Here is a 19936-nt window from a genome sequence, read left to right on the forward strand (position 1 = left end):
CGTCATCGGCGCGGCCGGCTGGCCGGGACGTACTTGAACGACACCGCCTCCAACAGCGGCCTGCGCCTGGTGTTGTGGAAGGAGGCGATGCGCCACCTGCCGTCGGCCTCGCGGACCAGCGTGTACGTCTGCACCTTGGTCAGCTTGCCCGGGTGCTTCTTGGCCACGTCTCCCTTGCCGACGGCCACGGCGGTGCCGGTGCCGTAGAAACGGACCTCGACGATCTCGTTGAACATCTTCGTGCCCTTGAGCACCGTGTCGAACAGGGCCTGGTGCCCGGAGGCGAGGTCCTCCCTGCCGTGGTAGACGGTGCCCACGAAGGTGGTGTAGCTGGCGTCGGCCGTGAAGCACTCGCCGTACGCGTTGCCGTCGCCGCGGTTCCAGGCGTCCTCCAGCTCGGCGAACAGGCTCTGGATCTCAGTAGTGATCATTTCCGCTCCTTCTGATATTATCTGCATTAGATAAGTCTCTGTGTCTATGCAGATATTAACCTAAGGAAGAGGAGGGGGCTTGTCAACCGATCCCAGCGCCACGTTCCGGCGCTACCTGAGCGCGATCGTGCTCAACAGCCTGGCCGCCGCCGAGGCCGCGGGGCTCAACGCCACCGACTACTACGCGCTCAACCTGCTCGACCTCGCCGGGCCGCTCACCTCCGGCGAGCTCGCCGTGCGGACGGGGCTGACCACGGGCGCCACGACGCGGCTCATCGACCGCCTGGAGGGGAGCGGGTACGTACGGCGCGCACCCGACCCCGCCGACCGGCGCAAGGTGATGGTCGAGTCGACCGGCCAGCCGAAGGGGCTCGACGAGGTGCTGGCGGGCACCCGGACGCGACTGGCCGAGCTGATCCAGGAGTACCCGGAGGCGGAGCGGGCCACGCTGTTCGACTATTTCGAGCGGGCCGCGACGGCGTACCAGTCCGCCACCGACGAGCTCATCGCGGCGAGGGACGCATGACGCGACCCCTCGCCCTCTTCGACCTGGACAACACGCTGATCGACCGGCTGGGCGCGTTCAAGCGCTGGGCCGCCGAGTTCGCCGCCGAGCGGCGGCTGGGCGAGGAGGCGGTGCCGTGGATGGTGGCGCTGGACGCGGACGGTTCCTTGCCCATGGACTCGTTCTTCGCTCTGGTACGTGAGCGGTTCGGGCTGGCCGAGCCGGTCGAGGCGTTGTGGGCGGCGTACCGGGCGCGGCTGCCGCACCTGGTCTCGTGTCCCGCCGAAGTGCTCGACGGGCTCGACCGGTTGCGGGCGGCCGGGTGGGCGGTGGGGATCGCGACGAACGGGATGACCGACAACCAGACGGGCAAGATCGAACGGAGCGGGCTCGCGGACCGGGTGGACGGGTGGGCGATCTCGGCTGCGGAGGGCGTACGGAAGCCTGACGTGCGGCTGTTCGAGATCGCCGCCCGGAGGTGCGGCGCTTCGCTGGAGCCTGGCGGCTGGGTCGTCGGGGACGACCCCGAAAAGGACATCTCGGGTGGACGGGACGCGGGACTGCGGACGATCTGGATCGACCGGGGAGTCACCGGCGGGGTCGTGGCGGATCACACGGTGACGGACGTGCTCTCCGCCATCGAGCTCATCCTCCGTGGAGCGTGACCGGGCACGGAGATCGGTACGCCAGTCCGGGGAAGTACCGGTCCCATTCGGGGGACGGTAAGGATCGCCCCTCGTTCATGCGGGTGAAGCGAGCCGCCGGGGCCGATAGCGTGGCCGGATGCGAGATCGGCCGGATTCGCTCGACGAGGGGCTGCTGCGGCCCGCGCTCGGCGCGTGGGGCATCCAGGCGCGCACGCTGGAGTACGCGCCGGTCGGCTTCGGCGACTACCACTGGGGCGCTGACGGGCGGTGGTTCGTCACGGTCGCGGACGTACGGCGCCGGAGCTTCGACGGGCTGCGGCTGGCCATGGACACCGCGGCGGCGCTGCGCGAGGAGGCGGGGCTCGACTTCGTGGTGGCGCCGCTGCGCGCGACCGACGGCACGACGCTGCTGCGGCTCGACCGCCACCGGTGGGCGATGAGCGTCTTCCCCTTCTCGGACGGGACCTCCGGCGAGTTCGGGCAGGAGCAGCCGGCCGAGGACCGGGCCGCGATCATCGACCTGCTCGCCGCCCTCCACGCCACCCCGCCGCCCCTCTCCACTCCCCTGCGCCCGCTGGAGCTCTCGGACCGGGCCGGGCTGGAGCAGGCGCTCCAGGAATCGCGCCTGCCCTGGCTGGGTGGCCCGTACTCTGAGCCCGCCAGGGAGCTGATCGCCGAGCACGCCGGGGTGCTGCGCCGCAGGCTCTCGGAGTTCGACCGGATGGCGGCCGACGCCGGCGAGCCCGTCGTGACGCACGGCGAGCCGCACCCGGGAAACCTGCTGCGTTGCGGCGAGCGGCGGCTGCTGGTCGACTGGGACACGGTCGGGCTGGCGGCGCCCGAACGCGACCTGTGGCTGGTGGCCAGGGACGCCGACGACCTCGGCCGGTACGCCGACGCCACCGGCCGCACGCCCAGCCTCGCGGCTCTGGAGCTCTACCGGCTGCGGTGGGCGCTCGATGACGTGGCCGAGTTCGTGGCGTGGTTCCGCTCGCCGCACGGGCGCACGCCGGACGCCGAGGAGAGCTGGGACGGCCTCACGGGCACCCTCGAGGCCCTGGCCACCGCCTCGAATGGACCGCGCTGAACGTGCTCGCCGAGCACGCCCCCGGCCTCCCTACCGCCGTGCCCGCCCGGGCGGCTTGATCGGATGGCTCGCGGACTCCCTGCGCTGCGCCACGATGAGGGGGGCGCAATGATGCGATAAGGGAGGAAAACGGGGATGACCGGCACACATGATGGCGGGAGCAGGGCGCCGCTGTGGCGCAGGATGGCCGGGCGCGACCCCGCCGAGCCGCATCGGGTCGCCACCCCGCTGGAGCTCCTGTCCGATCTGTGCTTCGTGGTCGCCGTCGCCCAGGCGTCCGCCAGCCTCCACCACGCGCTGTCCGAGGGGCATGCGGGCGCAGGCCTGCTTGGCTACGTGATGGTGTTCTTCTCGATCTGGTGGGCGTGGATGAACTTCACCTGGTTCGCCTCCGCATACGACACCGACGACGCGGCGTACCGCTTGCTGATCTTCGTGCAGATGGCAGGGGTGCTCGTCCTCGCCGCCGGGGTGCCGCGGGCCTTCCAGAACGGGGGCTTCGGACTGGTCACCCTGGGTTACGTGGTCATGCGCTCGGCGCTCGTTCTGCTCTGGCTGCGCGCCGCCCAAGGGCACGCCGAGGGGCGGCGCAGCGCGCTGCGGTACGCGTTCGGCGTGGCGGTGGTCCAGGTCGGCTGGATCGCCCGGCTGGCCTTGCCCGAGCAGTTCGGGCCGGCGGCCTTCTTCGTGCTGGTGCTCGCGGAGCTGGCGGTGCCGGTCTGGGCGGAACGGTTCTGGTCGACCACCTGGCATCCGCATCACATCGCCGAGCGTTACAGCCTGTTCACGATCATCGTCCTCGGCGAGTCCATCCTCGCCGCCACCCTCGCCATCCAGACCGGGCTGGACCGGCGGCTCGACGCGGGCCCGCTGCTGTCGGTGGCCTTCAGCGGCATGGTCATCGTCTTCGCGATGTGGTGGCTGTATTTCTCCCGGCCCGCCCACCTGTTGCTGACGTCGAGCAAGGTCGCGTTCCTCTGGGGCTACGGCCACTATCTGATCTTCTCCTCCGCCGCGGCGATCGGCGCCGGTCTGGCGGTGAGCATCGACTTCGACACCCGTGAGGCGCACATCGGCCCCTTCGGTGCCGGGGCGGCGGTCGCCGTACCGGTGGCCGTCTTCCTGATCAGCCTGTGGCTGGTGCACGTGCGCCCACATCGTCCCGGCCCGCTGGTGGACGGTGCCTATCTCGCGGGGGTGGCCGCCGTGCTGGCGACGGCGTTCACCGGCCTGCCGCTGCCGCTGATCGCGGCGGTGATGATCGTGCTCGTCGTGGTCACCCAGCACGGAGCGGCATCCGTACGCCGGGCGCTCTGACCAGCGGTGGAAGTCAGCCACGGATCCCCACAGGGGCTCCGACGGACCGTGGATGACCGAGATGAGACTGGAAAGGTCGCTTCCGGCATCGCGGTCGACACCCAGGACACCGACGCTCCGCTTGCCTCAATGCATAGTGTAGCCATATGGTCACCCTTGGCAATTGCGATCGGCAAAGGAGAGCACGTGGGCAGGCATGCCAAGCCCCATAGTCCCAAGGACGAGCTACCGGAGCCCCAAGAGGACTCCCGGGATAACGAAATCCACACCAGCCGCGGCAAACACGCGAAGGACATGCAACCGGCACAGTAGCGGCGCATCCCCCTATCGGGGCGGTGCGCCGCCGTCACACGATCGGGCCGCACCTCGTGGAGCTTGCGTAAGCTGCAAGCTTCCCCCTTCCAAGGCGAGCTCTTGGCCTGGCTGTTTCTGCATACCGGTCAGGAATACCCACAGGTCGAGCTGGCGAGGCGGCTAGAGGTCTCACCATCGGCCGTCACCCGGGAAGTCGATCGTCTGGCCGCCGCGGGACTGCTGGTCACGCGGAGAGTCGGCAATATGCGAATGATCAGCGCGGACACGGACGTCGTCGTGGCGGCCCTCTGACAGAGCTGCTCGCATTGACGTATGGCCCGATGGCGGTGCTGGGCGAGCAGTTGTCGGGCATCGCCGGCGTCGAGGAGGCGTACATCTACGGCTCCTGGGCGGCCCGGTACTCCGGCGAGGGGGGCAGAGTCCCGAACGATGTGAACGTCCTGATCGTCGGCACCGCCGATGAAGATGAGCTTTATGACGCGGCCAGGGCCGCGGAGGGGCAACTCGGCAGGGAAGTGAGCATCCGCCGGTTGAGCCGCACGGAGTGGGCGTCTTCGGAGGGCGATCCTTTCCTGGAGACGGTCAAAGCCCGGCCGCTCGTACGGATAAAGATCAACGAAGGCGAGGATCGATGAGGTGGGAGCAAGGGCGCGTCACTCTTGAGGGCATGCTGACCCGCGGCGATCGGTGGGCTTCCACCAGCCCTCTTGGGAGGCGCTTGCATGGCGCGGAGCGCCTCCCAGGGCGAAGGACGTCGGTTACGGCCAGTCGATCGCCGGGCGGAGGGGCATGCCCGAGTGGCCGTTCTTGTCGAGTTTCACGCCCAGCACCTGGTGGAGCTGGACCTTGTTGCGCTCGAAGCCCACGATGCAGCCGGCCATGTACAGGGCCCACACCCGGGCCGTGCCCATGCCCACCTCTTCGACCGCGTCGTCCCAGTTGGCGTCGAGGTTGTCGCACCAATGGCGCAGCGTCTTGGCGTAGTGCTCCCTGAGGTTCTCCTCGTGGCGGATTTCGAAGCCCAGGTCCTCCATCTGCCTGATCAGCCAGCCGACCGACTCCAGCTCACCGTCAGGGAAGACGTACCGGTTGATGAAGCCGCCCTTGTTGAACGTCTTCTCCTTTCCGGTCGGCCGGGTGATGCAGTGGTTGAGGAGCCGCCCGCCCGGCTTGAGCTTGCTGTACAGGAAGGAGAAGTACGAGGGGACGTTCGCCTTGCCGATGTGCTCGGTCAGGCCGATCGAGCTGACCGCGTCGAAGTCCGTCTCCTTGACGTCCCGGTAGTCCATGAAGCGGACTTCCGCCAGGTCCTGCAGGCCCGCGTCGGCGATCGCCTTCTGGGCCCACTCGGCCTGCTGCCTGCTCAGCGTCACGCCGAGGGCCTTGACGCCGTAGTGCTTGGCGGCGTGCATGACCATGCCGCCCCAGCCGCAGCCGACGTCCAGCAGGCGCATCCCCGGCTTGAGGCCGAGCTTACGGGCCACCAGGTCGAACTTGGCGAACTGGGCCTCCTCCAGCGTCGACTCCTCCGAGGGGAACGCCGCGCACGTGTACGCCATGGACGGTCCCAGGACCCACTCGTAGAAGCGGTTGGAGACGTCGTAGTGGTGGTGGATGGCCTCCGCGTCGCGCTGCTTGGCGTGACGGGAGCCCAGCCTGGCCAGGGCACTCTGGCGCATCTCCTGCGGGGGTGGCGGCACCCGCATCAGGAGCGGCTTGACGCCCAGAGCGCGAACGGCGGCGATCTTCTCCTGGGTGGTCAGGTCGTTGGTGGTGATGTTCCACATGCGGTCGAGCAACGTGTACAAGTCGCCGTGCACGTCGATATGACCGGAGATGTACGCCCTGGCCAGGCCCAGCTCGCCCGGCGCGTGCGCCAGGTAGGAGACCGCGATGGGCGACTTGACCTCGATGCTCAGGTCGGCCCCGTCCGGCCCTGCCTTGCTGCCGTCGTATGCCTGGAACGAGACGTTCGCTTCCGTGCCGACGATCTTCTCAAAGATGCTTGCCAGAGCCAATCTGCTCACCTTCCCCGTACACATTTTTCGTACAGGTCCAGCAGGCGACCGTTCGGGTCGTATTCCCGCTTGACCGACCAGTAGGCATCGCCGTTGTACAGCTGCCAGAACTGCTCGCGAGCGTAGAACGAGGTCGAGTAGAGCGACTTGTGACCGTCGAGCTCGTGTACTTCACGCTCGATCAGCCGGTTGTAGTAGCCGTCGAACTGCCCTCGCGGCAGCGGCACCATGCCCCAGAAACCGAAGTTGACGTAGAGCCTGCCCGGCTCAAGGGGGTAGAGCGGCCAGCGGGAGCTGGACCGCAGCGGGCACATCCACACCGGTGTCATGCCCACCTTGTCGTGGAAGAACTCCAGGAACTCCGCCCCCCGCTCGACCGGCGTCTCGACGTCCTGGATGACGGACTCCTGCACCGGCTGGTCACGCCACCGGTCGATGCGGGCGGTCAGTCCGTACTTCCTGTCGAGCGCCACCAGGCGGCGGTAGACGTCGGAGCGCATCCAGCGGCGCGGCATGAGCGAGCGGACGACGGGCTGCTGCACCCCGAACGCGCGCGAGCACCAGAACCAGTCGGTGTCCCAGCGCCACAGGTAGTCGCGGATGGTCAGCCAGTCGCGGTTGCGCTGCCTGATCGACTGGTAGTAGATGCGCATCCCGGTGTAGTCGGAGACGTAGGGGGCGCGCTCGGCGAAGCGGCCGACCGTGATGTACATCTCCCCCGGGCTGAAGAAGACGCCGTCCACGAAGTCGACGCTCTCGCCGTCGTGGACCATGCTCTCGCAGATCTCCTGCATGGCCAGCATGCACTTGGCCGCGTCGGTGAACTTGACGTGCGTCAGGCGCACGTACGGCTGGACCTTGCGCAGCTTGATCTTGATCCGCAGCGCGTAGCCGAGCGTGCCGTACGAGTTGGGGAACGACCGGAAGAGCTCGCGATGCTCGTTGTCCTCGCGCGCCACGATGATCCGCCCGTCGCCGGTGAGGATCTCGAGCTCCTCCACCGACTCGTGCGGCAGGCCGTCCCTGAAGCTGGTGGACTCGATGCCGAGCCCGGTCACTGCGCCGCCGAGCGTGATCGTCTTGAGCTGCGGCACCACGTACGGCATGAGCCCGTACGGCAACGTGGCGTCCACCAGATGCTCGTACGTCGTCATGCCCTGGACCTCGGCCGTCATGGTCTCGGGGTCGACGCTGATGACCTCGTCGAGATCCCTGGCCGAGAGCTTGGCCGTCTTGCCCGAGTCACGGAACCTGAAGAGGTTCGACGTGGCCTTGGCCAGGCGAGGGGCGGCTCCGCCCGGAATCTCGGCGTATGACTGCCGGATCTGCTCTACTGCCCGTTGGTGTGTCGACATCTTCGTCGTCACTAAAGCACCCCCCTTGAGCTGGTAGAGATCGTCCGTAAGACGGTATCTCCCACGAGCTACTCCGAATAGACCGGGGTCGTTAAAGACACGAAAACTGTTCATAGTGCCAGGTGAAATGCCTACGTGGTAGGTGATTGCGTAAACTTCCTGGAGATCGTCGGGGATACGCCGTTGAGCACGTTATCCACCTCCCGACCCTCCACCGCGGCGGCGAGGTTGTCCAGGGTGGCCGCGAGCAGGCGGCCCGTGGACTCGGGCGTGACGCCCGCGACGTGCGGAGACAGCAGGACATTCGGGAGGTCCCGCAGCGGATCGTCCGAGGGCAGGGGCTCCTCGTCGAAGACGTCGAGCGCGGCGCCGCCCAGATGGCCCGCGCGCAGGGCCGTGACCAGCGCCCGCTGGTCGACGACGCCGCCCCGCGCGGCGTTCACGAGCAGCGCGCCCTGCTTCATGCGGCCGGGATCGACCAGGCCCCGGGTCTCGTCCGAGAGCGCGATCACCACGATCACGACGTCACTCGAGGAGATGAGCGTCAGCAGGTCCTCGAAGCCGGGGTCCTCGCGGGGTGTGCGGGTCCAGTACGAGACGTGGCAGCCGAGCGCGCGGAACATCTCCGCGCTGGTGGCGCCGATCGGGCCGTAGCCGACGATGCCGACCCGGCGGCCGCGTAGCTCGTGGGGCTGCAGGCCCTGCTGCGGCCACTCGCCGGCGCGTACGGCGGCGTCGGCGGCGGCCAGCTTGCGCGACAACGAGAGGGTGGCGGCCAGGCACCACTCCGAGACCGCCACCGCGCTGACGCCCGGCGTGTTGGCCAGCGGCACCCCGGCCGCCGCCAGGGCGTCCAGGTCGTGGCCGTCCACGCCCACGGACGGCTGCTGCACGAACGCCAGCAGCGGCGCGGCCTTGACCGCCTCGGCGTCCAGCACGAGCGTGCCCGTCCAGTCGCCGAGCACGATCTCCGCCGCGGGCAGCGCGGCCAGGAGCGCGTCCGTGTCGCGGGCCGCGGGCACGCGTACGGTCACCTGCTCGCCGAGCGGGGCGAGCAGACGGCGCATGAGCTCTTCGGGGAGCGGGGGCAGGGCGAGCAGGTTCCAGGGGCTCATGCCCCCACAGTAAAGCTGCTGATCACCTGCCGCATAAGCGCCCTGTAACGCATCCACTGGGCCTCGGTGACCGTCCAGGACACGATGTACGCGGCGTCGCCGATCGCCACGACCCGCCGCACCTCGTGGTACCGGGTGCCGGGCGTGACCCAGCGGGCGTCGCCCCCGCTGCCCGCGGTCCAGGAGAACTCCCACTCCACGGCCTTGGCGCCCTGGTGCACGACCGTCCTGCGACTGCGGTTGACGATGTCCTGGGCGTTCTGCTTGAACGTCTCCTCCGAGTCACGCAGGACCTGGTTCGGATCGGTGTTGGAGTAGACGGCCTCGACGCCGAGGTGCGCGCTCCCGTCCCTGCGGGTCCACTCGGTGTACGCCTCTCTGAGCGCACCCCGCCAGCCGGTCGGCCGCATGATCGACCAGCCGTCGCGCGACCTCCAGGCGCGTACGGCCGGGACGACCCTCGTCACACTAGGCGTCGGGGTGGGCGTCGCGCTCGCCTCCGGCGTCTGCGCGGCCGTCGGCGTGAGCGGATTGGTCGCCGCGGCGGGGGCGGTGGCGCGCGGGGCGCCCTCCGCCGGGGAGGCGAGCTTGAAGTACGCCACCGCGCCGCCCGCGACGACCACCACCGCGGCCACGGCCGCCGCGAGCACGGCCCGGCCCCTGCCCCGGCTCGGCTTCTTGTCCGGCAGCACGTCCCGATCGTTGTACGCGGGCCTGGCCGCGAGGATGGCCGTGAGCAGCCGGTCGGCCTCCTCCGCGCTCACCCGCTGCTCCGGCTCCTTCTGCAGGAGGCCCTTGAGGACCGGGTGCATGATCGGCGGGATTCTGCGGTAGTCGGGCTCCTCGGTGAGCAGCGCGTTGAGCGTGGACATGGGGTCGCCCCGCTCGAACGGCGAGCGCCCCACCATGCACGCGTACAGCGTGGCGCCCAGCGACCACAGGTCGGAGGGCGGACCCGCGTTCTCGGCGCGGACCCGTTCGGGGGCGAGGAAGCTCGGCGAGCCGGTCACCATGCCGGTCTTGGTGAGCGAGGCGTCGCCCTCGACCTGGGCGATGCCGAAGTCCATGAGCACGGCCCGGCCGTCGTCGGCCAGCAGGATGTTGGCCGGCTTGACGTCCCGGTGCAGGATGCCCGCCTCGTGCGCGGTCTTCAGCGCGGACAGCACCTGCCGGCCCAGCTCCGCCGCCTCCCGCACCGGGAGCGCGCCCGAGGTGAGCACGACCTCCTCCACCGTGGGGTGACGCAGCAGCTCCATCACGATCCACGGCCGGCCGCCCTCCTCGACGACGTCGTAGATCGCGACGACTGACGGGTGGCTCAGCTTGGCCGCGGTACGGGCCTCGCGGGCGGTCCTTAAGAGCTGACGCTCCTGCTCGCCCGGCGACAGCCCGTCGGGCAGCAGCACCTCTTTGATGGCGACCTGCCGGTTGAGCAGGGTGTCCTGCCCTTCCCAGACCACGCCCATGCCGCCGCGGCCCAGTTCACGCTGTAACTGGTAGCGCCCTGCGATGAGGCGGTTGCTATCCGAAACCATGTCCTACCCCTGTTGACCACCCGAACACAGTGGGCAAGTTTCCCATACCTCCCACAGCTTCGCCGGAAGGTCGTGAAGGCGGCTTGCGACAGATCACCGAATGTTGTTCTACTGTGGAGATGCCTGAAGTTCGTAAAGGCCCGCTTGCCGGGGTGCGCGTGCTGGAGCTGGCCGGGCTCGCCCCAGGTCCGTTCGCCGGGATGATGCTGGCCGACCACGGCGCCGAGGTGCTGCGGGTGGACCGGGTCAAGGCGGTCTCCGACCGGCCGCGTACCGACGTCATGGACCGCGGCAAGCGCACGATCGGGCTGGATCTGAAGGCACCCGAGGGCGTGGCGGCGTTCAAGGAGCTGGTGCGGCACGCCGACGTGGTGATCGAGGTGTTCAGGCCGGGCGTGGCCGAGCGGCTCGGCATCGGGCCGGAAGACCTGCACGCCGTGAACGAGCGGCTGATCTACGGCCGGATGACCGGCTGGGGGCAGGACGGGCCGCTGGCGCCCACGGCCGGCCACGACATCGACTACATCGCCATCGCCGGCATCCTGTCGATGCTGGGCCGCGAGGGGGGCAAGCCGACGCCGCCGATCAACATCCTCGGTGACTTCGCCGGGGGCGGGCTGATGCTGGCCTACGGCGTACTGCTGGCCCTCTTCGAGCGGGAGCGCACCGGCAAGGGACGGGTGGTCGACGCGGCCATGGTGGACGGGGCGGCGACCCTGTTCGCGATGTTCTACCAGGCCGCGCAGAGCGGCTACTGGGGGCCGCGCGGCACGAACCTCCTCGACACCGGCGCCCCGCAGTACGACACGTACGAGACGGCCGACGGCGGATTCGTGGCCGTGGGATCGCTCGAGCCGCAGTTCTGGGACGCGATGGTGACCCTGATGGGGCTGACCGACCTGCCCGACAGGAACGACAGGGCCCAGTGGCCCGCGCTGAAGGCCCGCCTGACCGAGGAGTTCGGGAAGCGCACGCGGGCGGAGTGGGAGGCGCTCTTCGACGGCTCGGACGCGTGCGTCTCGCCCGTGCTGTCCATGGCCGAAGCCGCCGCCCACCCGCACAACGCGGCCCGGGGCTCCTTCGTCGAGGTCGGCGGCGTCACCCAGCCGGTGCCCGCACCGCGCCTGCTGGGCGTTCCCGCGCAGGAGCTCTCGCCCGCCACCCGGCTCGCGGACCTGTCGTCCTGGGGCCTGTCTCAGGAGGAGGCCGGCAAGCTGCGCGACCAGGGGGTGCTCGCGTAGTCCTTCAGCGCGATCGAGTCGTGCAGGCGCACGCCCTTGCTGCTGATCTTGGCGGCCGCCGTGGTGAGCGCGACCGGCAGGTGATTGACGAGCCGCACCATCCCGGTGAGCGCCCACAGGTCGAACCGGGTGCCCGGGACGATGCGCTTGGCCGCGTTGACGGCGAACGTGCGGCTGCGGCGGACGTAATCGCCGATCTCGGCCTCGTACGCGGGGAAGGCCCTGGTGTGGTCGCCGCCGTACGTGGCGAGCTCGCCCGCCAGAATGTACGCCCCCACGAGCGCCAGGCTCGTGCTCCCGCCGACGGCGGGTCCCGGGCAGTACCCGGCGTCGCCCACGAGCGTCACCCGGCCACGTGACCAGGTGTCCAGGCGGAGCTGGGTGATCGAGTCGAAGTAGAACGCCGGCGTGCGGTCCAGCTCCTCCAACAGCCGCGGCACCTCCCAGCCCATGCCGTCGAAGTGCGCGCGCAGCAGCTCCTTCTGCCGGGGGATGTCCCGGTGGTGATAGTCCAGCTGCTGGGGCGTCCTGAAGAAGAACCCCGCCCGGCCGTCGTCCATGTGCCCGGCGCCGTAGACCGCGGCCATCCTGCCGACTCCCGCGACGCCCTCCATGCGGCCGTCCAGCCCGAGGTAGTTGGGCACCGAGACGACGGCCAGGTAGGCGCCGATCCAGGTGGTGAACTGCGACTCGGGGCCGAAGACCAGGCGGCGCACGTTCGAGTGCAGGCCGTCGGCGCCGATGACCAGGTCGAACGCGCCTGTCCTGCCGCTGTCGAAGGTGACCTCGCCCGCTTCCGAGATCGACGCGATGGAGTCGCCGAAGACGTAGTCGACGTCGTCGCGGGTGGCCTCGTAGAAGATCTCGCTCAGGTCGTCGCGCATGATCTCGACATGCCGGTCGGAGACGGCCGTCATCACACGGCGCAGCTCCAGCTCCACGGGCCGCGACTCGCCCTCCCTGTGCATCGTGAGCCGCTCGATGCCGGTCTTCTTGGCCATGACCCGCTCCAGGACGCCCATCTTCTCGACGATGTCCATCGCGGGCCTGAACAGGTCGACCGCGTGACCGCCCGTCTTGCGGGGCGCCGGGGCCCGCTCCACGAGCGTGACGGCGAAGCCGTACCTGGTGAGCCAGTACGCGAGGGCCGGGCCCGCGACGCTCGCGCCGGAGATGAGGATTCGCATGGCTCCTCCTTACTTAACGGATGGTAAGTACGAAGGTAGCATGCTTACTTAACGGTAGGTAAGGGATATTCTTCAACCATGCCCAGTGACACGAAGACCCGCATCCAGGAGGTGGCCCGCGAGCTCTTCGTCTCGCAGGGCATTCAGAACACCAGCCTGCGCCAGATCTCAGACCGGCTGGGCATCACCAAGCCCGCGCTCTACTACCACTTCGCCTCGCGCGACGACCTCGTACGCAGCATCGTCCAGCCGATGGTGGAGGACATCGAGCGGTTCGTCTCGACGCGGGAGCCGGGGGACCCGCGGCAGCTGCTCGACGACTACTTCGAGCTGATCTGGCGGCACCGCGAAGTGATCACCATGATGGTGCGGGAGCTGTCCACGCTGGGCGTGCTCGATCTGGGCACGCGTATGTTCGAGTGGCGGCGCCAGGTGATCGCGCTGCTGCTGGGGCCCGAGCTCACGCAGGAGCAGCACATCCGGGCGACGGTGGCGCTGGGCGGGATGTCCGACTGCTCGGTGGAGTACGCGCATCTGCCGATGGAGGAGGTCAAGCCGGCGGCCGTCGAAGCGGCGGCCGCCGCGCTCGGCCTCTAGACCGCTACATACAGATCCGCACCCTCCGGATGGTGCACCTCGAGGTCCGTGGTGAAGGCGCGGGACGGTGTGCCCCCCGACTCGGTGTGCTTCCACACCTGCTGCCACGCGTCGACCAGTGCCTGCGGCATCTGGCCGCGGGCCTCCAGCTTCAGCGACTGCGCGGCCGGCACGCGGACGGCCACCATGCCCTCCGGCAGCCGCGGCACGGTGCGCACGCCGGTGCCGACGATCTGCGTGTAGGCCCCGTTGTGGTCGCTCTCGTAGTCGGTCAGCACGGCGTAGAGATTCTCGTCGACGCGCCCCGGCACATGCGCGAAAGCCCCAGGAGCGCCCGCCCGCTGCCACAACGCGGGCAACTTGGCCCGCGCCGGGTCCATCTCATCGGCATTCGTGGTACGTACGGCGAAGCCGACCACGATCAGCTCGGCGCGTTCGGTGACGTCCACAGGCCTCCTCCCCCAAAAGTGTTCCGGCCGATCATAAGCCCCTACGAAACAGGGAACCGCTAGTTGGTCCGTCAACGCATAAGATGGACGAACGTGAAGTTTCTCAATGGCCTCGAGCCTCACCACGATCTGACCTACAGCGACGTGTTCATGGTGCCGTCGCGTTCTTCGGTCGGTTCCCGGCTCGAAGTCGATCTCTCGACGCACGACGGCACGGGCACCACCATTCCCGTCATCGTGGCGAACATGACCGCGGTCGCCGGCCGGCGCATGGCGGAGACCGTGGCACGGCGGGGCGGCATGGCCGTGATCCCGCAGGACATCCCTCTGGACGTCGTGGCGAACGTCGTCGACTGGGTCAAGAAGCGCGACCTCGTGCACGACACGCCGCTCACCCTCACCCCCCACGACACGGTCGGCGAGGCGCTGCAACTGCTGCCCAAGCGGGCGCACGACGCGATCATCGTGGTCGACTGGGAAAACCGGCCGGTCGGCGTCGTGACGGAGGCCGACTGCCAGGGCGTCGACATGTACACCCAGCTCTCGCAGGTCATGTCGAGCGAGCTGCTGACGCTGCCCGCCGGGCTCGACCCGCGGGCTGCCTTCGACCGGCTGCACGGAGGACGGCACCGGCTGGCGCCCATCGTGGACCAGAACGGGCGGTTGGCGGGCATCCTCACCCGGCTGGGCGCGCTGCGCGCCACCCTCTACCAGCCCGCGGTCGACGCCCAGGGCCGGCTGCGCATCGCGGCCGCGGTCGGCGTGAACGGCGACGTGGTCGCCAAGGCCAAGGAACTCCTGGAAGCCGGGGTCGACTGCCTGGTCGTCGACACCGCGCACGGCCACCAGGAGAAGATGCTCTCGGCTCTGCGCGCCGTCAGAGCGCTCGATCCCGGGGTGCCCGTCGCGGCGGGCAACGTGGTGACGGCGGAGGGCGTACGCGACCTCGTGGACGCGGGGGCCGACATCCTCAAGGTCGGGGTGGGGCCCGGCGCGATGTGCACCACGCGGATGATGACCGGGGTCGGACGGCCGCAGTTCTCGGCCGTGCTGGAGTGCTCCGCCGAGGCCAGGCGGCTCGGGCGGCACGTGTGGGCGGACGGCGGCGTGCGCCATCCGCGCGACGTGGCGCTGGCGCTGGCCGCGGGGGCGTCGAACGTGATGATCGGCTCGTGGTTCGCGGGGACGTACGAGTCGCCCGGCGACACCCACACCGACGCGAACGGGCGCAAGTACAAGGAGAACTTCGGCATGGCCTCCGCCCGGGCCGTACGGCTGAGGACGGCCGACGACTCGGCGTTCGAGCGGGCCAGGAAGGCGCTGTTCGAGGAGGGCATTTCGACCTCCCGGATGTACCTGGATCCGAAGCGGCCCAGCGTGGAGGACCAGATCGACGGCATCGTGGCGGGGCTGCGGTCGGCGTGCACGTACGCGGGGGCGTCGAACCTGGAGGACTTCCACGACAAGGCCGTCATCGGGGTCCAGAGCTCGTCCGGGTACGCCGAGGGGATGCCGCTGCACCAGAGCTGGTAGTCAGGTTCGCCGCCAGCCGCCGGCCGCGTGGATCCCGCCGTCCACGTGCAGCGTTGTCCCCGTGACGAACCTGGCCAGGTCGCCGGCCAGGAACACGGCCGCGCCGGCGGCGTCCCCAGGTCCGCCGAGGTGGCCGAGCGGCGGAACGCGTACCGGGTCATAGGGCAGCGGGCGGGCCAGCATGCGTTCGCGCACGCCTGTCTCGCCCTCGGTCTGGACGGCGTCGGGCGCGATCGCGTTCACCCTGATGCCCCTGGGGGCGAGCTCCAGGGCGAGCGTCTTCGTCAGGCTCTCCAGGCCCGCCTTCATCGCCGCGTACACGGCGAAGCCCGGCGCGGCCTGGTGGGCCTCGCTCGACGTCACGTTGATGATCGAGGCGCCTGGCCGCATCATGGGCAGCAGCCGCCGGGTCATGCCGGTGACCTGCGTGAAGTTCTCCTCGATGAGGATCTGCTCGCCGCGGGGCGAGGTGTCGGCGAACGAGGCGTGGAAGGTGCCGCCCGCGTTGTTGACCAGCACGTCCACACGACCCCAGCGCTCGCGTACGGCCTGGGCGAAGATCTCCACCGCCACGTGGTCGCGTACGTCGAGGGTCATCGCCAGCTCGGCGTGCGGCCTGTCGCGGTCACAGACGGCGACGTGGGCGCCGAACGCGGCGAACGCCTCGGCGATCGCCAGCCCGATGCCCCTGGCCGCCCCGGTGACCACGGCCACGCGGTCGGTGAGCAGAATCGCGTCGGGAGAAAGGGCGGCCATGAACGATGACGATATCCCGACCGCATAGAGTCGTCGGGTCTCATTGTTAGCAATCGTCAACTGGAGCACTTCGTGGCACTCGAAAAGCCCGAGATCGACTTCCCCGAGGGCAATCCGCCCGCCGATCTGGAGATCGTCGACCTGACCGTGGGTGACGGCCCGGAGGCCAAGCCCGGCCACAACGTACGCGTCCACTACGTCGGCGTGGCGTTCTCGACCGGGGAGGAGTTCGACGCGTCGTGGAACCGCGGCGAGGCGTTCGAGTTCCCCCTCGGCGGTGGACGCGTCATCGCCGGCTGGGACCGGGGAGTCGCGGGCATGAAGGTCGGCGGGCGGCGCAAGCTGGTCATCCCGCCGCATCTCGGCTACGGCAGCCGGGGTGCCGGCGCGCGCATCAAGCCGAACGAGACGCTCATCTTCGTCGTCGACCTGGTCGGCGTGAGCTAGCGGCTCTCGGGGCGGGCCACCCATTACGGCCTCTTACGGCGGCCCGCCCCATTGCCTCGGTCATATGTGGCAGGAGACCCCTGCCCGTGGCCTCCCGTGAGGACGGCCTGAGCCGTGCCGGGAACAAGGCAGACACTTGGTCGATATCGGGTGGGGAAATGTCGGCGACGTGAGGCACCATAGGCGTGTGCTTCTGATCGACGTGGTCCGGGTTTCCGAGGCGGTGACGCGCACGTCCGCCCGTCTCGGCAAGGTGGGCCATCTGGCGGAGCTGCTCGGCCGGGTCGGCCCCGATGAGGCGGAGATCGCGATCGCGTACCTCTCCGGTGAGCTGCCCCAGCGGCAGGTGGGCGTGGGGTGGCGCACGCTGGAGGACATCCCCCAGCCCAAGCTGGCCGCCACCGCCACGCTGAGCGCCGTCGACGAGCTGCTGAGCAGGATCAAGGCGGTTTCCGGGCCGGGCTCGCAGGCGGCGCGCAAGGCGCTGGTGGGCGAGCTGTTCGCAGGGCTGACGAGCCAGGAGCAGCAGTTCATGCGCCGGTTGTTGTTCGGCGAGCTGCGGCAGGGCGCGCTCGACGGCGTCATGATCGAGGCGGTGGCCAAGGCGTCCGGCGCGCCGTCGGCCGACGTGCGGCGCGCGCTCACGCTGCGCGGCTGGCTCCCTGCCGTGGGCGCGGCCGCGCTGAGCGGCGGGGTCGAGGCGCTGCACGCGTTCCGGCTCGAGGTGGGGCGGGCGGTCTCGCCCATGCTGGCGGGCAGCGCGCCCAATGTGGCGGCCGCGCTGGAGAAGGCCGGAGGCCCTGCGGCGCTGGAGTGGAAGCTCGACGGCATCCGCGTGCAGGCCCACCGCTCGGGCTCGGAGGTGAAGGTCTTCACGCGCACGCTCGACGACATCACGTCCCAGGTCCCCGAGCTGGTCGAGGCCGTGCTCGAGATGCCGTACGACGATCTCGTGCTGGACGGCGAGGTGCTCGCGCTGCGGCCTGACGGGCGGCCGCACGCGTTCCAGGTGACGGCGAGCCGGGTCACCAGCAAGACCAACGTGGCGCAGCTGCGCGAGCAGACGCCGCTGAGCGTGTTCTTCTTCGACGCCCTGCGGGTGGACGGCGCCGACCTGCTCGATCTGCCCTATTCGCAGCGCCAGGAGGCGCTGGCGCGCGCGGTCCCCCAGGGCCTGCTGACGCCGCGGCTCGTGACCGGGGACGTGGCGGAGGCGGAGAAGTTCTTCACCGACGTGGTGAAGGCGGGCCACGAGGGCCTCGTGGTCAAGTCCCTGGCCTCCCCCTACGCGGCGGGCCGCCGAGGCGCCGGATGGATCAAGGTCAAGCCTCGCCACACGCTCGACCTGGTGGTCCTGGCCGCCGAATGGGGCCACGGTCGGCGCGAAGGCAAGCTCTCCAACCTCCACCTCGGGGCGCGTGACCCCGCCGGTGGGTTCGTGATGCTCGGCAAGACGTTCAAGGGGCTGACGGACGAGCTGCTGGCCTGGCAGACCGAGCGCTTCCTCGAGCTGGCCGAGGGGCCGACCGACCGGTGGACGGTGACGTTGCGGCCCGAGATCGTGGTGGAGATCGCCTTCGACGGGGTCCAGCGCTCACCGCGCTATCCCGGCGGCATGGCCCTCCGCTTCGCGCGGGTCCTCCGTTACCGCCCGGACAAGCGGGTCGAAGATGCCGACACGGTTGAGACGGTGCGCTCGCTGATGTTCTGACCGCCGCCGACGTCGCAGCGACGGCGTCGGCCGCCTGGGGCACGGCGAGGCGAAGGTGTTCACCGTCAGCTCGCGACAGGCCCAGGCCGACGCCCACGCCCACGCTGCGGCAACGTGGCCGCCGGACCGCGCCATGCGCTCGTCCAGCACGTACGACTCCACGCCCGAGGCCCGGTATCGCGCGCCTCAGGCCGATATCGCACGCCAGGCCCGATATCCATGCCCGAGTCCAGGCGCGCCCTAGTTCAGTCACGGCCGAGCCCAGTCACGGCCGAGCCCAGTCACGGCCGAATCCAGGCCGCGGCCGCCGCACACCCGCGCCGACCCATAGCCACGAGACCGCCGACCAACGGCAACAACCCCGGAGATCATTACGGCCCCACCAACAATCAGCGGCTTGATCAACCAAAGGCGACATTGCATTCCGGGCGATCAAGCCGCCCTTTCGCGTTTTCCCGGAATCCCGAAGATCCACGGCACATGCTGGGCGTTATAGGGGATCTTGCGGCATAAGTGAGATATTTCACTGAATGTCTCATTAAGTTGCCTTTACCTGCCCTTTGTCACATATGTTCGTCCCCATCGTGCGGGAGCCCTGCCCCCGCCTGCGGATCGGCCTACATACGCCCTCAACCCCCGGGGGCGCGGCCTTTCCCTCCCCTATCCCCTAGCTAGGACTGTGGTTTACCTTGGGTCAGCATTCCGTCAAGCCATCCCCTCAGGACGGCAAGCTCACCGCAGGCAAGCGCCGCTGGATCGTCATCGCAGCGGGCGCCGCCGTCGTAGCCGCCGCCTCCACCACCGCCTGGGCCGCCATCGGCAACGGCGACTCCCCCGAACACGCAGCGGCCGCCCCGACCCCGTCCCAGGCCAAGCCCCTGAACGAAGCCGCCCGCCAGGCAGCAACGCCCCAGTCACCCTCCCCGGTCCCCAAGCCCGCAGCGGCCCACCCGAAGACCACCGAGACCCCGGCACCCCGGCCGAACACCTCCAAGTCCGCGGAGGGGAGCCACTCCAAGCCGGCCACCGAATCCGAGGCCACCCCGAAGAGCACAAAGTCCCCGGCCCCCAAGCCGAAGACCCGCGTACTCGCGTCCGGAACCTGCGGCGCCTCGTACTACGGCGAACCCCAAATGACGGCCAGCGGCGAACGCTTCGACCCCTCGGCCATGACCGCCGCCCACAAGACCCTCCCCCTGGGAAGCAAGGTCCGCGTCACCAACCCGAACAACGGCGAATCAATCACGGTCCGCATCAACGACCGCGGCCCGTATGTGAGCGGCCGCTGCCTCGACCTCTCACAAGCCGCCTTCGCCGCCATCGGCAACACCAGCTCTGGGGTGATGCGCGTCAAGTACGAGGTCCTGTCCCGCTGACACCCCACCGGCTCCTGTGCCCAGCACCGCGCCAACACAGCGCGATCCCACGGCCGGAGCCCAGCACCCGCACCGGGGCAGCGCACCACAGCGCTGGAACCAATATCCATCCCCCCGCCAGCGCACGACTCGACAGCGCCCCCTGCGCAACGCACCATCAGCCGGAGCCAGCACCCGACCAGCGGGCGATCCCAGCGCAGGAGCCGGCACCCGGCAACGCGCGACCACCGCACGACCCGCCACCAGGCAACGCAGCACCACCGCACGACCCAGCACCCCAGCAGGGCCGTTCGCTCCCGATGCAAGAGCCAGTG

General features: G+C 69.6%; 20 protein-coding genes. 12 read left to right on the top strand and 8 right to left on the bottom strand.

Annotated elements, in window-relative coordinates; genetic code table 11:
* Positions 1-2: 2 nt before the first annotated feature.
* Positions 3-431, bottom strand: coding sequence for an SgcJ/EcaC family oxidoreductase (locus ACQPWU_RS43380; protein ID WP_433431482.1), 429 nt, complete (start codon positions 429-431; stop codon positions 3-5).
* Between the two features lie 79 nt (positions 432-510).
* Here ACQPWU_RS43380 and ACQPWU_RS43385 point away from each other — a divergent pair, with 79 nt between their 5' ends.
* From ACQPWU_RS43385 to ACQPWU_RS43410, 6 genes are all read left to right on the top strand, one after another.
* Entirely contained in the window at positions 511-957 is a 447-nt protein-coding gene (locus ACQPWU_RS43385) for a MarR family winged helix-turn-helix transcriptional regulator (protein WP_433431483.1), read from the top strand.
* On the top strand, positions 954-1601 hold the full coding sequence (locus ACQPWU_RS43390; protein WP_433431484.1) for an HAD family hydrolase: 648 nt from the start codon (positions 954-956) through the stop codon (positions 1599-1601). The genes ACQPWU_RS43385 and ACQPWU_RS43390 overlap by 4 nt, the downstream gene beginning before the upstream one ends.
* A gap of 118 nt (positions 1602-1719) precedes the next feature.
* Positions 1720-2670, top strand: coding sequence for a phosphotransferase (locus ACQPWU_RS43395; protein ID WP_433431485.1), 951 nt, complete (start codon positions 1720-1722; stop codon positions 2668-2670).
* 135 nt (positions 2671-2805) lie between these two features.
* On the top strand, positions 2806-3987 hold the full coding sequence (locus ACQPWU_RS43400; protein ID WP_433431486.1) for a low temperature requirement protein A: 1182 nt from the start codon (positions 2806-2808) through the stop codon (positions 3985-3987).
* A gap of 414 nt (positions 3988-4401) precedes the next feature.
* Positions 4402-4593 carry a helix-turn-helix domain-containing protein gene (locus ACQPWU_RS43405; RefSeq protein ID WP_433431487.1) on the top strand — a complete coding sequence of 64 codons (192 nt, stop codon included), beginning with the start codon at positions 4402-4404 and terminating at the stop codon, positions 4591-4593.
* Positions 4594-4607: 14 nt separating this feature from the next.
* Complete coding sequence (locus ACQPWU_RS43410) at positions 4608-4937, top strand: hypothetical protein (protein ID WP_433431488.1); 330 nt, start codon at positions 4608-4610, stop codon at positions 4935-4937.
* 123 nt (positions 4938-5060) lie between these two features.
* Here ACQPWU_RS43410 and ACQPWU_RS43415 read toward each other — a convergent pair whose 3' ends face one another.
* The 4 genes from ACQPWU_RS43415 to ACQPWU_RS43430 form a co-directional block, all read right to left on the bottom strand.
* On the bottom strand, positions 5061-6320 hold the full coding sequence (locus ACQPWU_RS43415; RefSeq protein ID WP_433431489.1) for a class I SAM-dependent methyltransferase: 1260 nt from the start codon (positions 6318-6320) through the stop codon (positions 5061-5063).
* 5 nt (positions 6321-6325) lie between these two features.
* Positions 6326-7675 carry an FAD-binding oxidoreductase gene (locus ACQPWU_RS43420; protein WP_360696075.1) on the bottom strand — a complete coding sequence of 450 codons (1350 nt, stop codon included), beginning with the start codon at positions 7673-7675 and terminating at the stop codon, positions 6326-6328.
* A 131-nt stretch (positions 7676-7806) separates the two neighbouring features.
* On the bottom strand, positions 7807-8790 hold the full coding sequence (locus ACQPWU_RS43425) for an NAD(P)-dependent oxidoreductase (protein ID WP_433431490.1): 984 nt from the start codon (positions 8788-8790) through the stop codon (positions 7807-7809).
* Entirely contained in the window at positions 8787-10325 is a 1539-nt protein-coding gene (locus ACQPWU_RS43430; RefSeq protein WP_433431491.1) for a serine/threonine-protein kinase, read from the bottom strand. The genes ACQPWU_RS43425 and ACQPWU_RS43430 overlap by 4 nt, the downstream gene beginning before the upstream one ends.
* A 119-nt stretch (positions 10326-10444) precedes the next feature.
* Here ACQPWU_RS43430 and ACQPWU_RS43435 point away from each other — a divergent pair, with 119 nt between their 5' ends.
* Positions 10445-11566: a CaiB/BaiF CoA transferase family protein gene (locus ACQPWU_RS43435; protein ID WP_433431492.1), complete on the top strand. Its 1122-nt coding sequence runs from the start codon at positions 10445-10447 to the stop codon at positions 11564-11566.
* Here the strand turns inward: ACQPWU_RS43435 and ACQPWU_RS43440 are convergent.
* Positions 11521-12753 (bottom strand): FAD-dependent monooxygenase, encoded by a 1233-nt coding sequence (locus tag ACQPWU_RS43440; protein ID WP_433431493.1) that lies wholly within the window; start codon positions 12751-12753, stop codon positions 11521-11523. The genes ACQPWU_RS43435 and ACQPWU_RS43440 overlap by 46 nt on opposite strands.
* A 78-nt stretch (positions 12754-12831) precedes the next feature.
* Between ACQPWU_RS43440 and ACQPWU_RS43445 the strand changes: the two genes are divergently transcribed.
* Positions 12832-13350, top strand: a complete 519-nt coding sequence (locus tag ACQPWU_RS43445) for a TetR/AcrR family transcriptional regulator (RefSeq protein ID WP_433431494.1) — start codon at positions 12832-12834, stop codon at positions 13348-13350.
* On the opposite strand, the gene ACQPWU_RS43450 is transcribed toward ACQPWU_RS43445, so the two are convergent.
* The gene (locus ACQPWU_RS43450) at positions 13347-13799 is read right to left on the bottom strand and encodes a GyrI-like domain-containing protein (RefSeq protein WP_433431495.1); all 453 of its coding nucleotides are present in this window, start codon (positions 13797-13799) and stop codon (positions 13347-13349) included. The genes ACQPWU_RS43445 and ACQPWU_RS43450 overlap by 4 nt on opposite strands.
* Before the next feature lie 93 nt (positions 13800-13892).
* Here ACQPWU_RS43450 and ACQPWU_RS43455 point away from each other — a divergent pair, with 93 nt between their 5' ends.
* Positions 13893-15332 (top strand): GuaB1 family IMP dehydrogenase-related protein, encoded by a 1440-nt coding sequence (locus tag ACQPWU_RS43455; RefSeq protein ID WP_433431496.1) that lies wholly within the window; start codon positions 13893-13895, stop codon positions 15330-15332.
* Here the strand turns inward: ACQPWU_RS43455 and ACQPWU_RS43460 are convergent, their stop codons facing one another.
* Complete coding sequence (locus ACQPWU_RS43460; protein ID WP_433431497.1) at positions 15333-16088, bottom strand: SDR family NAD(P)-dependent oxidoreductase; 756 nt, start codon at positions 16086-16088, stop codon at positions 15333-15335.
* Between the two features lie 72 nt (positions 16089-16160).
* Between ACQPWU_RS43460 and ACQPWU_RS43465 the strand changes: the two genes are divergently transcribed.
* The 3 genes from ACQPWU_RS43465 (at position 16161) to ACQPWU_RS43475 (ending at position 19622) form a co-directional block, all read left to right on the top strand.
* Positions 16161-16535 carry an FKBP-type peptidyl-prolyl cis-trans isomerase gene (locus ACQPWU_RS43465; RefSeq protein ID WP_433431498.1) on the top strand — a complete coding sequence of 125 codons (375 nt, stop codon included), beginning with the start codon at positions 16161-16163 and terminating at the stop codon, positions 16533-16535.
* A 187-nt stretch (positions 16536-16722) separates the two neighbouring features.
* A complete protein-coding gene (locus ACQPWU_RS43470; protein ID WP_433431499.1) occupies positions 16723-18246 on the top strand; it encodes an ATP-dependent DNA ligase in 1524 nt (507 codons plus the stop codon).
* A 689-nt stretch (positions 18247-18935) separates the two neighbouring features.
* Positions 18936-19622, top strand: a complete 687-nt coding sequence (locus ACQPWU_RS43475) for a septal ring lytic transglycosylase RlpA family protein (RefSeq protein ID WP_433431500.1) — start codon at positions 18936-18938, stop codon at positions 19620-19622.
* The last annotated feature ends 314 nt before the right edge of the window (positions 19623-19936 follow it).

It is taken from the genome of Nonomuraea sp. CA-141351 (genome assembly GCF_050944675.1).
Classification (GTDB): Bacteria; Actinomycetota; Actinomycetes; order Streptosporangiales; family Streptosporangiaceae; genus Nonomuraea.

Bases quoted from the DNA above. Each gene is read 5' to 3' on its own strand.
- ACQPWU_RS43380 (WP_433431482.1), bottom strand. From the start codon at position 431: ATGATCACTACTGAGATCCAGAGCCTGTTCGCCGAGCTGGAGGACGCC.
- ACQPWU_RS43390 (WP_433431484.1), top strand. From the start codon at position 954: ATGACGCGACCCCTCGCCCTCTTCGACCTGGACAACACGCTGATCGAC.
- ACQPWU_RS43395 (WP_433431485.1), top strand. From the start codon at position 1,720: ATGCGAGATCGGCCGGATTCGCTCGACGAGGGGCTGCTGCGGCCCGCG.
- ACQPWU_RS43400 (WP_433431486.1), top strand. From the start codon at position 2,806: ATGACCGGCACACATGATGGCGGGAGCAGGGCGCCGCTGTGGCGCAGG.
- ACQPWU_RS43420 (WP_360696075.1), bottom strand. From the start codon at position 7,675: ATGTCGACACACCAACGGGCAGTAGAGCAGATCCGGCAGTCATACGCC.
- ACQPWU_RS43425 (WP_433431490.1), bottom strand. From the start codon at position 8,790: ATGAGCCCCTGGAACCTGCTCGCCCTGCCCCCGCTCCCCGAAGAGCTC.
- ACQPWU_RS43430 (WP_433431491.1), bottom strand. From the start codon at position 10,325: ATGGTTTCGGATAGCAACCGCCTCATCGCAGGGCGCTACCAGTTACAG.
- ACQPWU_RS43435 (WP_433431492.1), top strand. From the start codon at position 10,445: ATGCCTGAAGTTCGTAAAGGCCCGCTTGCCGGGGTGCGCGTGCTGGAG.
- ACQPWU_RS43440 (WP_433431493.1), bottom strand. From the start codon at position 12,753: ATGCGAATCCTCATCTCCGGCGCGAGCGTCGCGGGCCCGGCCCTCGCG.
- ACQPWU_RS43445 (WP_433431494.1), top strand. From the start codon at position 12,832: ATGCCCAGTGACACGAAGACCCGCATCCAGGAGGTGGCCCGCGAGCTC.
- ACQPWU_RS43460 (WP_433431497.1), bottom strand. From the start codon at position 16,088: ATGGCCGCCCTTTCTCCCGACGCGATTCTGCTCACCGACCGCGTGGCC.